Below are 14,448 nucleotides of genomic sequence, written 5' to 3' on the forward strand. Positions count from 1 at the left end.
GCAATTGCACAAAGCAATGGCCCGTTCGTCTAGGGGTTAGGACGCCAGGTTTTCATCCTGGTAACAGGGGTTCGATTCCCCTACGGGCTACGAAGTATTTTAAAATAGTGAAATTAGGGTTCTATCAGTTTTAATCGAAACATGTTAGAATTTACATTTTGGCCCGTTCGTCTAGGGGTTAGGACGCCAGGTTTTCATCCTGGTAACAGGGGTTCGATTCCCCTACGGGCTACGAGAAGTTCGAAGAGGTTTGGCGAAGTTGAGTTTTAAAAAATTATAACAAGTAAGTAAGATGGCAAATCACAAGTCAGCATTAAAAAGAATTAGAAGAAATGAAGCGGTTCGTTTACGTAACCGTTATCAGCACAAAACTACTCGTAACGCAATCAAGAAATTGCGTACTGAAGAGAACAAGAAAGATGCTGAGGCTTTATTACCTAGCGTTGTTAGTATGATCGACAGATTGGCAAAGCGTAACATCATTCATTCTAACAAAGCAGCTAACTTAAAAAGCAAGCTTGCAAAGCATGTAGCAGCATTATAACAAGGTTATATTGTTGTTTTCAAAAAAAAGCCCCGATGGTATCGCCATCGGGGCTTTTTTTTGGCCTTAAAATGAAAATGGCTGATTTTATACATAACAAAAGAACCATTGAAACTAGTTTCAATGGTTCTTTTAAAATTTTAATGAGTGTCAACCTATTTTAGAACAACTCAAATTTTTAATTTCTGATTTGACCATCACCGAATACGTAATATTTATTCGTGACCAATTGCTCTAAGCCTAAGGGACCTCTATGGTGCAACTTATCTGTACTGATAGCTAATTCGGCACCAACTCCCATAGCACCCCCGTCGGTGAAACGGGTAGAAGCATTGTGGTAAACAGCAGCAGAATCAACTTGCTCCATAAATTTAAGGGCATTGTCTTTGTTATCTGTCATAACAGTAGAGGAATGCCCACCAGAATACTTGTTGATCTTGTCTATAGCATCATCTAGTCCGTGAACGGTACCTATACAGCACTTCATGGCCAAAAATTCTTCGTGCCAAATAGCTTCATCTTGAATAACGGATTCGTTTTTAAGTACGGCGCCAGTTTCCTTATCAACTAATACTGAAACTCCATTTTCAGATAAAAAAGTATCAAGTTCTTTAAGCTTTTCTTCATAAGAGGGCAAAGCTGAATCGATAAGAATTTTATCCAGGGCATTGCAAGCAGAGATTTTATGCGTTTTTGCATTAAGAATAACTTTCAGGCTTTTCTGCCAATCAGCATCTTTATCAACATAAAGAAAATTATTTCCTCTACCGCTCACCAGAACAGCACACTTGGCGTGCTCTTTGACAAAGGCGATTAAGCGCTCGCCACCTCTCGGAACAATTAAATCTAATTTCTCCGAAGGGTTTTTCAAGAATTCTTGAGTTTCCGTACGGTTCATGTGCAACAACTGGATCCAATCTGTGCTTAATCCATTTTGTTCTAAGGCTTTATGCCAACATTTTTCCAAAATCTTGTTACTGTGAAGGGCTTCTTTGCCCCCTTTAAGCAATATTTTATTGTTGGCCTTGAATGCTAGAACTGCGGCTTCAATAGTCACATCAGGTCTTGATTCATAGATAATCATGATCGTTCCGAAAGGCGCCGTCTTATTCATGATTTTTAGCCCGTTTTCTAAATTTCGTTCCGATTTTAGCTTACCGACAGGATCTTCTTGCTGTAACACCTCTTTTACGGAAGTTATCATGCCGTCGACTTTTTTTTCATTTACTACAAGTCGATCATACATTGCCCTATCTTCTTTATTGAATAAATCGCAATCTTTTTTGTTCGCTTCTATAATAAGTTTCCGGTCTTGATCTAAAATTGTGATCATTGACTCTAGAACTTTATTTTTAGTTTCTGTATTAATTAACTTCATATAGTTCTAAATTTTAATTATGATAGGTTTTCGGCCTCTACCTTGGTTCCTACATTTTTACCAGCTACAATATCAAGAATTACATTCTCTTTTTTTCCGTTGGCAATGAATGTAGGTATATTTTTGGCAGCGGTCTGCTTGGCGATGTTGAGTTTAGAACCCATTCCGCCACGACCTTCAGCTTCACCTTTTTTTACTGTTTTTACGTATTTTTCTACATTTTCTTCAATACTAACATTGGTAATAACCTCAGTATCTTCATCATCAGGATGACCGGTATACAGTCCGTCGATATCCGTTAGAATTATCAATTTATCGGCCTGAATAAGTTCAGCTACCAAACTTGCAAGTTCATCGTTATCGGAGAACATGCTTTTGGTTACCGACACCGCATCATCTTCATTCGCAATGGGAATAACACCCTCAGACATTAAACCTTCATAACAATTGATCATATTTTCACGGTGTACACCAGGGTTGAAATCACGTTTTGTGGCCAAAACCTGAGCACATTTCATTCCGTAATCGCGAAAGATATTATAATATAATCTCATCATACGAGGTTGGCCTATCGCTGAATATACTTGCCTGCGTTGGGCTTTGTCTTTAATATGACTTTCACCCATAACCTCCATGCCGGCGATTACTGATCCAGACGAGACCAAAACGGCCATGATGTCATTTTCATAAAGTTCAGCGATTTGCTTAACCAATTTTTTGAGAATAGGTCTTACGATCCTATTGTCTTTATTGGTCATTACGTTAGTACCTACTTTTATAACTACTCTTTGTTTATACATGCTTTTTTATTTTCCTAGTTCTACAGCTCTATCGAATGCTGCATAAGCGGCTTCTTTAATGAGTTCGTTAACATTGTTATCTTCCATAGAATCTAAGGCCGCTCTTGTCGTGCCTCCTTTAGAAGCCACTTTGTTCATCCATGAAGAAGGAGAGAGGTCAGATTGATTAAAAAGCTCTACGGCACCATCAAAGGTTTGGCTGACCAATACCTTAGAATCGTTAGCGGAGAAGCCCATTTTCAAGGCTGCTTCCATCATACTCTGCATAAAATAGAAAACGTATGCGGGCCCACTGCCCGAAATACCCGTACTGGCATCAATATAGTTCTCTGAGCTCACCTGAATCGATTTGCCCGTAGTATCAAGAAGATCCTCTACGGTCAATAGCTCAATTCTACTTACAGCTGTAGAAGGTATAAAAGAAGTTATTCCTTTACCTACTTGGGCAGGTAAATTTGGCATCGCCCTAACAACTTTATCGATACCGAGCGATTCTTGCATAGTTTGTATAGTTACCCCGGCCATTATCGATATGATAATTTGACCTTGATTGATGGAAGGCTTCATTTTCTTAAAAAGCTCATCACTATGGTATGGCTTAACTGCAACGAATATCAGGTCAGCCTGTGGAAGACAATCATCGAGATTTTCATAAACATCAAAATGTGAAATCTTTTTTAAGGAGAGGATTTTCTCCGGAGAATTGTCAAGAATCATGACATTACGCTTTTTTAAAAGCTTAGATTTTGACATAGCCTCGGCATAGGTTAATCCCATATTTCCAGCTCCAATTACAAGTACTTTCATTTGTTTTTTTTAAGTTCAAAAAAATATATACGTCTCTTAGAGTTCAATAACCATGCGGAATGCCAATTGGTCTTATAGAGTTTGGCTTTAGATATGCTAAATCTATAGATATTTCTTATACTTCAGGCGTTAGAGCAATAGTTATAGTAATTCTAAGGAGGCTGATTTCAACTGGGGCATATATGTTGAGCAGATTTAAAAGTGAATCATGTAATAAAGGCATGAAATACTGTCAGTAATTGTATCAATCGTATAAACGCTTTTTTTGTTTTATAAACCCGATAATGATTAAAAGATACATCAAAATAATTAAACCATATTGAGCGAGTCGAACGTTTGGTGCTTCTGTGGTTTGATTGATGAAATGAATATATCGAGAAACTTTAATAGGGAGGTAGCCAATATAGAAAACAAGTAAGCCCGATGATATCCAAACTAAAACATTATTATCAAAAAAAATTACTCTTTTATTTTTTAATAGCTCTTTCAAGTAAAAACCAATACATACAATCAAAATTACTCCACCAACAACATAAGTAAAAGTTTGGCTGCTCAATAAGAAATTCTGAAAAAATGGATTAATTAAACTTACCAGTAAAAAGCAAAGTATGGCAAAAGAAATGGAATCTCGAATTTTATTCGATTTTATGTAGTGTCTATAAATCAAGAAAAAATAAAGGTAAAAAATGATATTATAAACATTGTAGATTATATGGTTGTAGTATGAAAATGTATCATTGCTGAAAAAACTAAACTGTGGTTGATGGGCGGTAAGATATCCCAGTATCTCGTTGAGCAGCGTATAGCAAAATAATATAGGTAAGTAATTTAATTTGGTGTCGAAATATTTGTGATATCGATATATGGAAGCGATTAAAGCTATTCCATACATTGAAAGAAAGGAATATTCTAAAACAGATCTTAACATTTTGAATGGGGGTTAGGGCTGAGATCTGCCTAGATGGTAAAGGGGGTTTTCATGTTTATAATTAATTGTAAACGAAAATTAACGCAAATTATATAATTAGCCTACCGTTTACCTTATAAGTCTCTTTTTCATGCGTATAAAACCTATAATGAACAAAATATACATAATTAATATTAATGTTAAGTGAATTGGTCTGAGTAGTGGATTTTCAGAAAACCCGAAAATCCCGTTATAATACCGAATAATCTTTATGGGAAGGTAGCATAAGTGGTAGAATAAAAGTCCTGAGCCCATCCAGAATAAAATGTTCATGGTTTTTAAGCCAACTTTTCTGTTACGCCAATCTTCATACAAATACTTAGCAGTAGTTATAATTAGAAAAATGGTACCGATGAAAAATGTTAGGTATTGATACTCTAGAAAAAAATCTTGAAAAAGCGGATTAATTAATGCAATTGCTAAAAATAAATAACAGGCAATTTTAACCCACTTTCTAAACTTTCTATTTTCAATATAGTTTCTGAATAAATAGAGAAAATAAAGAAAGAATACAATGTTGTATATATTGTATATTACAAAGTAGGAGTCATTGTAAAGTGCATTGAAAGCCAAGCTAAACGTGTCATATTTGTAAATTAAATCACCCAATAGCTCATTGAAGAAAGTATATAATAATAGAATAGGGAAATATTTTAAAGAAGTGTCGAAATACTTTGTATACCTTACCATCGCTATCACTAAGGTGACCCCGTATATGGGAACAAAGGAATTCTCTAAAAACACATCTAGGTAAAGCTCCATTCATTGAAATCTTACGGAAATAGGGGAGAGCATTCTAAGATGGTGGGCGAAGCCCTCCTTCGTTACCATAAAGACTTTGTTGGTTTTGCGGTGGTGGCGGAGGTCCAGCGGGCTTTAAGAAGCTACCTGGTGCTAGCGAGGCCTTTGTTTTCTGCTTACCACCGGTTGATTCTCCGGTATCTTGAAGCTCTTCGGTTAATAGGTAAGCTTTTCTTTGGCCATCTTCAGAATCATCGGCCGTGTAAAATGCAAAATCTTTTTTTCCATTTGTGGTGGTCGGTACCATCATAACACTATTGCGTCTAGGCTCCTTAATTGGTTTGCCATCCTCAAACTTATCTTTATTAGGGTAATTCGTTAAATAAATACGCAAATTTGAAATTGAAACTTCGGCACCGTCCGCCTCTTGTTCAATGAATTTTATGTATGCTTTTAGTTTTTCATAATCAAATTCTACATAACGGGTCGGTACGAAATCACCGACCATAGTATCAGATTCAGATTCAGAATCTTGTGTTAGGTTTGGTTCATCGCTTCCCTCTTTTTTTATTGTACGCTTGTTCAGTGAGTTTTCGTACTTTCTGATTAATTTTGCCCGTCTTTCGCTGTAGGTGTCATAAAATTCTTTACCATCCTTCAGGCTGACTATAATACCTTCAGGTTCTTTAACTTTTTCCTTTGAGATGTCTTCTCTTTGCTCAGTGCAACTTAAAGTTAAAATGCAAAGCAGGCTTAAAGATAAAAAAGTGTAGATAAGTGGTTTTGAATTTTTCATGTCATAAGTGATTTAGGTTCTACTTTTTTCAACACGCAAAATTCGGGGGTAATTTTTTGCTCTATAAAGATATTTGAAAATACTGATATTTCGCTTTTTTTAGAAAAAATTCATTTTTGATAGTTTGATTTATAGGATTATGCGAAAATTAGCTCTAAGAATTTATCGCAAAAAAAATCCCGAAGTCTTAATCAATAGACTTCGGGATTCTGTAATTATTAGTTTAGTTGCCTATTGATTCATCGTAAGCAAAAACTCTTCATTGTTTTTCGTTTGTTTAATCCGCTGTTCAATGAACTCCATCGCTTCGACAGGATTCATATCTGCAAGGTACTTACGAAGAATCCACATACGTTGAATGGTATTTTCATCCAATAAAAGATCATCTCTACGTGTACTTGAAGAGGTAAGGTCGATAGCGGGAAATATTCTTCTGTTGGAAATCTTACGATCCAATTGAAGCTCCATATTACCTGTACCTTTGAATTCTTCAAAGATAACCTCGTCCATCTTAGAGCCGGTCTCGGTCAGGGCTGTAGCGATGATTGAAAGCGAACCGCCACCTTCTATGTTACGAGCAGCACCGAAGAAACGTTTCGGTTTGTGTAATGCATTTGCATCTACACCACCACTCAATACCTTACCTGATGCAGGTTGAACCGTGTTGTAAGCTCGTGCCAAACGAGTGATCGAATCTAAAAGAATAACTACATCGTGACCACATTCAACCAATCTCTTCGCTTTTTCAAGTACGATATTGGCCACTCGAACGTGTTCCGTAGCTTCTTTATCAAAGGTTGAAGCTACCACTTCACCTCGAACGTTACGTTGCATGTCGGTAACCTCTTCAGGTCGCTCATCGATCAATAAGATAATCTGGTATACTTCTGGGTGATTGGCTGCAATTGCGTTCGCAACAGCCTTTAAAAGCATGGTTTTACCAGTTTTAGGTTGCGATACGATCATTCCTCTTTGACCTTTACCAATAGGGGAGAACAAGTCGATAATTCGCGTTGAAATGTTACTTTGTTTATCGGCAAGATTAAACTTTTCTTGAGGAAAAAGTGGAGTCAAATGCTCAAACGACACACGGTCGCGCACTACTTGAGGGTCGATCCCGTTGATTTTGTTCACCTTGATCAATGGAAAATATTTTTCACCTTCTTTTGGTGGCCGAACGTTGCCAAGCACGGTATCGCCGGTTTTTAGACCGAACAATCTAATTTGTGACTGAGAAACATAGATGTCATCAGGTGAAGAAAGATAATTATAATCAGAGGAACGAAGAAAGCCGTAACCATCTTGCATGATGTCAAGAACACCTTCACTTTCTATGATACTATCGAATTCGTATTCTGGCTCTTTATACCTGTTTTTAAGATCTTTGTCAAAATTACTCTTGTCGTGAGTATTTTTTTGATGTCTGTGATTCTTATTATTCTGATTCTTATGCCCTTGGTTGTTCTTTTGATCTTTCTTGGCAGGGCTAGAATTGTTATTATTGTTGTTTTGGGCTCTAGGTCTGGGTTTTTTAGGCTCAATTTCCTTTTTTTCCGGCTCAGATTGTGTTGGGGCAGTGGCGGTGCTATCGGAAGGTGTTGAAGTTTCTGCTTTTTTATTCGCTGGCGTAGTTCTTTTTCGAGGTGCTCTTGGCTTCGGTTTTGGCTTTTCTTCCGTTTTGGTGGCAGCTACATCTTTAGTAGCGGCTACTTCGGCAACCACCTTAGGGTTTGAAGCTTGTACATCAAGAATCTGGTATACCAAGTCCAATTTTTTAAGGGTCTTAAATTTGGGTACATTAAGTCCTTTGGCAATTTCCTGAAGTTCAGGCAGCTTTTTTGCTTTTAAATCTGAAATCTCAAACATTAAATATGGTATAAATTATAAGTCTTCGTAAATTGTAAGAAGTGTATCGTTATGTGAGTATTACTCGGAACAGATGTTCCTTAAGGTAAGTGTTATAACTAATAACGAAGCAATATTACAAATTATTTTCAATACATCATCGCTTTTTTGTAAAAAGACCCTTATTTTTGCGCCTGATTATGGCGTTTTTACGATGATTCAAAGAATACAGACCATTTATTTGTTATTTGTAGTACTAATTTCAGGCCTTTTGCCGTTTTGGGTGAACCTATGGTCAGATGCAAATGGAGCTGAGGTTTATGCTTCGAACGAAATATTGATTTCTGTAGCATTTTATGGTTCTGCGGTACTGGCTTTAATTGGCATATTATTATTTAAAAAGAGAAAAAATCAATTCGTTATAAACAGGTTGAACCTGTTGTTAAACCTTTTTTTACTAGGATTTTTCGTTTATCGATCGCTAAATTTATCTGGAGATACTTCGGTTTCTGAGAAGGGTATTGGGATGCTGATTCCTGTAATTTCTATCGTTTTTCTGGTCCTGGCCAACAGGGCTATCAAGAAGGATGAGGATCTTGTAAAATCTGTTGATCGTTTGCGTTAAACCTAACATCTTAGTAGTATTAGTGCGTTAAACCCGGGGTAGTGCCCGGGTTTTTTATATTACTTTTTTACTTAAACCCTTCCTTTTTAATTCTATTGGCGGTAATGTTGATTCAAACCCTATAAGGGTTCGTTTGACATCGTCTTTTGATTTACTTTTATAAATCAAGAAATGTGAGCTATGCAAAAACCGAACAGAAGATTGGAAAATCAAACTTGCATCATAACTGGTTCAAGTTCGGGAATAGGTAAGGCGGTCGCCCAAGCTATGGGTATGGAAGGTGCCAATATTGTAGTGAACTACCACAGTGGTAAAGAACAGGCTGAAGAGGTTGCGGACTTTATTACAAAAAATTCTAAATGTGGTAATGCCATTACCTTCAAATGTGATGTAAGCAAAGAAAAAGAGGTGCAAGATATGTTTGCCAAAACTATTTCTCACTTTGGTACAGTCGATGTTTGTGTCGCCAATGCAGGTATTCAAATCGACCATGCTTTGCACGAGATGTCATTAGAAGCTTGGCAAAAAGTTATAGATGTAAATCTTACGGGCCAATTTCTGTGTGCGAGAGAGTCTATACGTGAATTTTTGAGGCGTGGTATGCGACCAGAAGTTTCTAAATCTCTAGGAAAGATTATTCATATGAGTTCAGTTCATGAAGTTATTCCGTGGGCAGGGCATGCCAATTATGCAGCAAGTAAAGGAGCGTTGGTAATGTTGATGCAGAGTATTTGCCAAGAATACGGACCTAAAAAAATAAGATGTAATAGTATTGGCCCGGGCGCTGTTAAAACAGAAATAAACAAAGATGTTTGGAGTACTGAGGAAGGGCGTGAAGGAATGCTTAATTTAATACCCTATAAGAGAATAGGTGTGCCTGAAGATGTTGGCAGTGTTGCCTGTTGGCTAGCTTCCGATGAGTCTGAATATATCAACGGAACTACTATTTTTGTTGATGGGGGTATGACATGCTACCCAGGTTTTACAACAAATGGATAATTAGAAAAATAAATTGAATATGAAGAATATTTTAAAGGCTATTTTAGCTGGTTGGGGTGCAAAAAAAATCGGTGGCGGAAAATGCGGCTGTATAGGGTTTGTTGTTGTGTTTATAATACTTTACTGGATATTAGGTTATGTAATCAATTAAAAAATTGGTCTAGCGCTTACCAAGTTCTATAACTTCTAAATCTTTAATGTTCTCACCATCAATGGCGAAACGTAGCATAGTTCTAACTTGGTGAAAACCGTGTTTACCACATGCCCCGGGGTTCATGTGTAGTACGTTATTTTTTTTGTCCATCATTACTTTAAGAATGTGTGAGTGGCCACATATAAATAGTTTGGGAGGATTTTCCTCAACCATTTTTCTCGTACGAGGATTATATTTCGGAGGATAGCCGCCGATATGGGTCATTAATACTTCCACACCCTCACAGAAAAATCGATCGTTCAGCGGAAATTCTTTCTGAATTACATGGTCATCGATGTTACCATAGACCGCGCGTACGGTTTTAAGGCTTTTTAGGGTGTCCGTTACCAGAAGATTCCCAATATCTCCGGCATGCCATACTTCATCCGCTTGACGGGCATATTTTAAAATGGCGTCATCTATATGGGAGTGGGTATCAGAAAGTAGTAGTATTTTTTTCAAGTGCTGTTTAGTCTGTTACGAGTGTAGTGAACGAAGCAAATGAATTCGAACTCATAACTATGCTTTATCTTTAGGGTCAAAAATAACTTTTTTCATTGAGATATTTCGTTGAGTTTTCATACTTCGGCAAGAACTACCATGGGTGGCAGCGCCAACCGAATGCCATAAGTGTTCAGCAGGTGCTAGAAGAAACTATTTCGACTTTTTTGCGACGGCCGACAAGCTTGGTCGGTGCAGGAAGAACAGATACCGGCGTTCATGCCAAACAAATGTTCGCCCATTTTGAAAGTGATGAAATAGAAAATATTCAAAATGTAATTTACCGTCTGAACGCCTTTCTTCCCGAAGATATCGCAGTACATAAAATTTTTAAAGTTGATGGGGATGCACATGCACGATTTGATGCAACCGAGCGCATTTATGAATATTGGCTGGTTCGAGACAAAAACCCGTTTTATTTCGATTTTGCACATTATATAAAGCAACCGCTGAGTATTGAAAAGATGAACGAGGCGGCTTTACTTTTGATGCAGTATAATGACTTCGAGTGTTTTTCAAAATCGAATACTGATGTCAAAACGTATTTGTGTGATATTAAAAAAGCAGTTTGGACTATTGAAGGTGAAAAATTGATTTTCACAATTACCGCAGACCGATTTTTAAGAAATATGGTGCGCGCCGTGGTCGGTACGCTTTTAGATGTTGGCATGGGCAAATCGGAGGTGGCCTATGTTAAAACGGTCATAAATAGCAAAGACCGAAGTATGGCGGGCCCATCGGTACCCGCAAAAGGTTTATATTTGACCTCTGTTCTATACCCTGAAAAGATTACCAAAAAACATGGATAAAGATTCTGGAAAAGCTTTTGATATTCGACTTTTCAGACGTTTACTTGCCCATACGCGTCCATACAGATTAACATTCTATGGTGTTGCTGTGGCGGCAATTCTACTGTCGGTTTTTGCTGCGATAAGCCCCCTAATCGTACAGAAAATTGTTGATGAGGCCATTGTGGTGCCCGATGGCGAAAAATTGTTGAATCTTTCAGTTGTAATGCTTATTATTTTGTTGGCTCAGGTAATAAGTCAGCTACTATTTAATTATTATGCCAACTGGTTGGGTGAATCTGTAATCAAAGATGTTCGCATTAACCTCTTTAAGCACATGCTTGGCTTTCGTATGAAATATTTCGACAACTCATCGCTAGGTGTGTTGGTGACCCGGGCCGTGGCCGATATGCAGCGTATTGGGGAGATTTTTAGTCAGGGTTTTTTCGTGATAGTAGCCGATTTACTTAAAATGTTTGCGGCAGCGGCCATGATGCTATATTTGAACTGGAGGCTTGCTTTAATCGTTTTCGCTATACTCCCGCTTATTCTCTACGCGACCCGCTTGTTTCAAAAAGCGATGAAAGTGGCTTTTATAGATGTTCGGGCAGAGGTTTCGAATTTAAACTCATTCGTACAAGAACGAATTACGGGCATGAAAATCGTTCAGCTCTTTACTCGTGAAAAAATTGAGAGCGAGAATTTTAGGGAAATTAATGAGAAGCATCAAAACGCTTGGCTTAAAACGGTTTGGTACAACTCTATTTTCTTTCCCATTGCAGAAATTGTCTCGTCAGTAGCCATTGGTCTTGTGGTATGGTATGGTGGGCTACAAAATGTGGCCAATATAAGTGTTGATATAGCAGGTACCATTTTTGCCTTTATCATGTATATTGAAATTCTATTTCGGCCGTTGAGGCAGATTGCGGATAAGTTCAATACGCTGCAAATGGGAATGGTCGCAGCCAATAGGGTTTTTAAAATTTTGGATACGAGAAGCAATATTCAAGATGTAGGCTCTGTGGAGAAAGAAAATGTTCGCGGCGACCTTACATTCTCTGATGTACGATTCGGGTATCTTGAAGAGGAGGAAGTTCTACATGGTATTTCATTTGAGGTTAAAGCAGGGGAGACGGTGGCTATAGTAGGTGCCACGGGAGCCGGAAAATCTACGATTATCAATCTTTTGAACCGTTTCTATGAGATTAACTCCGGTAATATTTTGGTCGATGGTGTCGATATCAAAGACTTTAAACTGGCATCTTTGCGCTCACATATTGCCGTGGTATTACAAGATGTTTTCCTGTTCGCCGATACCATTGAAAATAATATTTCATTGAAAAACCCCTCCGTTACTTTAGCGCATATTAAAGAAGCCGCCAAAGAAATCGGAGTAGATGAGTTTATATCGAGCCTACCTCGAGGATATCAATATAATGTCAAAGAAAGGGGTACAATGCTTTCGAGCGGTCAGCGTCAGTTAGTGGCATTTTTGAGGGCTTATGTGAGCGACCCAAGTATTTTGGTGTTAGATGAGGCTACGTCTTCTGTAGATACCTATAGCGAACAATTAATACAGCGGGCTACTGAAAAGATTACCGAAGGCCGTACCTCGATTATAATCGCGCATCGCTTGGCGACCATTAAACAAGCCGATAAGATTATCGTTATGGATGCCGGTAAGATTATTGAAACCGGTACCCATAAGCAACTGTTAAAGCGTAGTGGCTATTACAGTAAGTTGTACGAAGCTCAATTTATGGAAGAGGAAGTTGCTTAGTCAATAAGATCTTCTTTAACTATTTCGGTCAATTCATCCAAGTCTTTATAATCGGTGAACTCTCCATTCTTAATGTAAGATATATTACCGGTCTCTTCGCTGACTACCAACGCCAAAGCATCGGTTTTTTCAGAAATACCAACTGCGGCCCTGTGGCGCAGGCCAAAGCGTAAAGGAATATTTCTTTTATTGGTAACAGGTAAAATCACCCTTGTAGCGACCACAAAATTATCTTCTATCACGGCCGCCCCATCGTGTAAGGGACTGTTCTTATAAAAAATACTCTCAATAATGGGTTTGTTTACTTCTGCATACATTTTATCACCTGACGATTTGATAAAGTCGAGAGAGTTATTTCGTTCGATAACAATGATCGCCCCTGTTTTTGTAGAACTCATTTTTCTACATGCGGAAATAATAGCTTCGACATCTGTGCTAGAGCTGAGTCCATCTTCACGTAAAAATCGAAAATGTTTGAGAAATCTTCTTTTGTTCGAAAAATTGGTGGAGCCGATCATCAGAAGAAATTTTCGAATTTCTTGTTGAAATACAATGATCAAGGCGATAAGGCCTACTTGCATAAAAGCGCCTACCAAGCTGCTGATCATTTCCATATCGAGAAGCTCGGTCAACTTCCAGAACCCCCAGACGATAACTATACCGATAAAAATGTTGATGGCCGCAGAACCACGAACAAGTTTATAGACATAATACAGTAGAATAGCTACAAGTAAGATATCAAGTAAATCGGTAACATTAAATTCCAGAAAATCAAGAAAATCCAATGGGAGGTGTTTTTGTAAATTTAGGAAATTAATTCGCTCTTCATTTGTTCTGCAAGTTTAACACATTCCAGTGCTTCTTTAACGTCGTGAACCCTTAAAATATTGGCGCCTTTCATAAGAGCTTGCATATTTAACGCTGTAGTGCCGTTTAAAGCGTTTTCGGCATTGGTATTCAGAGTTTTGTAAATCATCGATTTTCTACTGAGCCCGATAAGCAAGGGGCGTTCCACATTTGCGAATAAATCTATTTTTGACAATAGCTCATAATTTTGTTCCGTTGTCTTCGAAAATCCAAATCCGGGATCAATAATTATATCCACTATGCCCAAATTGGTGGCAGTGGCAATTCTTTCCGAAAAGTATTTTAAAACATCCACCAGCATATTCTCATAATCTGTATTCTGTTGCATAGTCTTCGGAGTTCCTTTCATGTGCATCATAATATAGGGTACTTTATACCGAGCAATTACCGAAAGCATGTTTTTGTCGATGAGACCAGCTGAAATATCATTAATAAGAGCGGCACCGGCCTGAAGGCATTGAGAAGCCACCTTACTTCTAAAAGTGTCGATTGATATCAGTACGTCAGGAAATTCTTTGATTAAAGCTTCCACAACTGGTACAATACGGCTTATTTCTTCTTCCTCAAGCACGTCATCGGCTCCTGGTCGTGAACTATATGCACCAATATCTATGAACGTAGCTCCTTCGGTGAGCATTTTTTCCGTTTGTTCAAGAACAAGCTTTACATTAGTAAACTTTCCCCCATCATAAAAAGAGTCGGGCGTTATATTTAAAATGCCCATGATTTTTGGGGATGATAGGTCTATGAGATTGCCTTTGCAATTGATAGTCATTTTGTATAAAGTTGAGGCGGTATCATTTGAATAACCAAGTTT

General features: G+C 37.9%; 15 protein-coding genes and 2 tRNA genes. 8 read left to right on the forward strand and 9 right to left on the reverse strand.

Annotation, left to right across the window (positions count from 1 at the left end; genetic code table 11):
- Positions 1-18: 18 nt before the first annotated feature.
- The 3 genes from IV512_RS13740 (at position 19) to rpsT (ending at position 544) form a co-directional block, all read left to right on the forward strand.
- Positions 19-90, forward strand: a tRNA-Glu gene (locus IV512_RS13740).
- Between the two features lie 70 nt (positions 91-160).
- Positions 161-232: transfer RNA gene (locus IV512_RS13745), tRNA-Glu, on the forward strand.
- A 60-nt stretch (positions 233-292) separates the two neighbouring features.
- Positions 293-544, forward strand: a complete 252-nt coding sequence (gene rpsT / locus IV512_RS13750; protein WP_100869334.1) for a 30S ribosomal protein S20 — start codon at positions 293-295, stop codon at positions 542-544.
- Between the two features lie 178 nt (positions 545-722).
- Here the strand turns inward: rpsT and IV512_RS13755 are convergent, their stop codons facing one another.
- From IV512_RS13755 to rho, 6 genes are all read right to left on the reverse strand, one after another.
- The gene (locus IV512_RS13755) at positions 723-1,922 is read right to left on the reverse strand and encodes a glutamate-5-semialdehyde dehydrogenase (RefSeq protein WP_209404320.1); all 1,200 of its coding nucleotides are present in this window, start codon (positions 1,920-1,922) and stop codon (positions 723-725) included.
- Between the two features lie 17 nt (positions 1,923-1,939).
- Positions 1,940-2,722: a glutamate 5-kinase gene (gene proB / locus IV512_RS13760; protein WP_209404322.1), complete on the reverse strand. Its 783-nt coding sequence runs from the start codon at positions 2,720-2,722 to the stop codon at positions 1,940-1,942.
- Between the two features lie 6 nt (positions 2,723-2,728).
- Positions 2,729-3,529 (reverse strand): pyrroline-5-carboxylate reductase, encoded by an 801-nt coding sequence (gene proC / locus IV512_RS13765; RefSeq protein ID WP_209404324.1) that lies wholly within the window; start codon positions 3,527-3,529, stop codon positions 2,729-2,731.
- 244 nt (positions 3,530-3,773) lie between these two features.
- Positions 3,774-4,085 carry a hypothetical protein gene (locus IV512_RS13770; RefSeq protein WP_209404326.1) on the reverse strand — a complete coding sequence of 104 codons (312 nt, stop codon included), beginning with the start codon at positions 4,083-4,085 and terminating at the stop codon, positions 3,774-3,776.
- A 1,207-nt stretch (positions 4,086-5,292) separates the two neighbouring features.
- Positions 5,293-6,033, reverse strand: coding sequence for a hypothetical protein (locus IV512_RS13775; RefSeq protein WP_209404328.1), 741 nt, complete (start codon positions 6,031-6,033; stop codon positions 5,293-5,295).
- Positions 6,034-6,264: 231 nt separating this feature from the next.
- The gene (rho, locus tag IV512_RS13780) at positions 6,265-7,899 is read right to left on the reverse strand and encodes a transcription termination factor Rho (protein ID WP_209404331.1); all 1,635 of its coding nucleotides are present in this window, start codon (positions 7,897-7,899) and stop codon (positions 6,265-6,267) included.
- Positions 7,900-8,092: 193 nt separating this feature from the next.
- Here rho and IV512_RS13785 point away from each other — a divergent pair, with 193 nt between their 5' ends.
- The 3 genes from IV512_RS13785 to IV512_RS19975 all read left to right on the forward strand — a co-directional run bounded on the left by IV512_RS13785 (position 8,093) and on the right by IV512_RS19975 (position 9,653).
- The gene (locus tag IV512_RS13785) at positions 8,093-8,503 is read left to right on the forward strand and encodes a DUF4293 domain-containing protein (RefSeq protein ID WP_209404333.1); all 411 of its coding nucleotides are present in this window, start codon (positions 8,093-8,095) and stop codon (positions 8,501-8,503) included.
- Positions 8,504-8,683: 180 nt separating this feature from the next.
- Positions 8,684-9,502, forward strand: coding sequence for an SDR family oxidoreductase (locus tag IV512_RS13790; protein ID WP_209404335.1), 819 nt, complete (start codon positions 8,684-8,686; stop codon positions 9,500-9,502).
- 19 nt (positions 9,503-9,521) lie between these two features.
- Complete coding sequence (locus IV512_RS19975; protein ID WP_256439312.1) at positions 9,522-9,653, forward strand: hypothetical protein; 132 nt, start codon at positions 9,522-9,524, stop codon at positions 9,651-9,653.
- A 9-nt stretch (positions 9,654-9,662) separates the two neighbouring features.
- On the opposite strand, the gene IV512_RS13795 is transcribed toward IV512_RS19975, so the two are convergent.
- Positions 9,663-10,157: a metallophosphoesterase gene (locus IV512_RS13795; RefSeq protein ID WP_209404337.1), complete on the reverse strand. Its 495-nt coding sequence runs from the start codon at positions 10,155-10,157 to the stop codon at positions 9,663-9,665.
- Between the two features lie 95 nt (positions 10,158-10,252).
- Here IV512_RS13795 and truA point away from each other — a divergent pair, with 95 nt between their 5' ends.
- Both truA and IV512_RS13805 read left to right on the forward strand, forming a co-directional pair.
- Positions 10,253-11,005 carry a tRNA pseudouridine(38-40) synthase TruA gene (gene truA / locus IV512_RS13800; protein WP_209404339.1) on the forward strand — a complete coding sequence of 251 codons (753 nt, stop codon included), beginning with the start codon at positions 10,253-10,255 and terminating at the stop codon, positions 11,003-11,005.
- Positions 10,998-12,764 carry an ABC transporter ATP-binding protein gene (locus IV512_RS13805; protein WP_209404341.1) on the forward strand — a complete coding sequence of 589 codons (1,767 nt, stop codon included), beginning with the start codon at positions 10,998-11,000 and terminating at the stop codon, positions 12,762-12,764. The genes truA and IV512_RS13805 overlap by 8 nt, the downstream gene beginning before the upstream one ends.
- Here IV512_RS13805 and cdaA read toward each other — a convergent pair.
- Together cdaA and folP are read right to left on the reverse strand one after the other, a co-directional pair.
- Positions 12,761-13,549, reverse strand: coding sequence for a diadenylate cyclase CdaA (cdaA, locus tag IV512_RS13810; RefSeq protein ID WP_209404343.1), 789 nt, complete (start codon positions 13,547-13,549; stop codon positions 12,761-12,763). The two genes, IV512_RS13805 and cdaA, sit on opposite strands and share 4 nt — an antisense overlap.
- Positions 13,550-13,569: 20 nt before the next feature.
- Positions 13,570-14,406: a dihydropteroate synthase gene (gene folP, locus IV512_RS13815; RefSeq protein ID WP_209404345.1), complete on the reverse strand. Its 837-nt coding sequence runs from the start codon at positions 14,404-14,406 to the stop codon at positions 13,570-13,572.
- Positions 14,407-14,448 lie beyond the last annotated feature (42 nt).

Source organism: Pseudozobellia sp. WGM2, from assembly GCF_017810075.1.
Classification (GTDB): Bacteria; Bacteroidota; Bacteroidia; order Flavobacteriales; family Flavobacteriaceae; genus JADNYK01.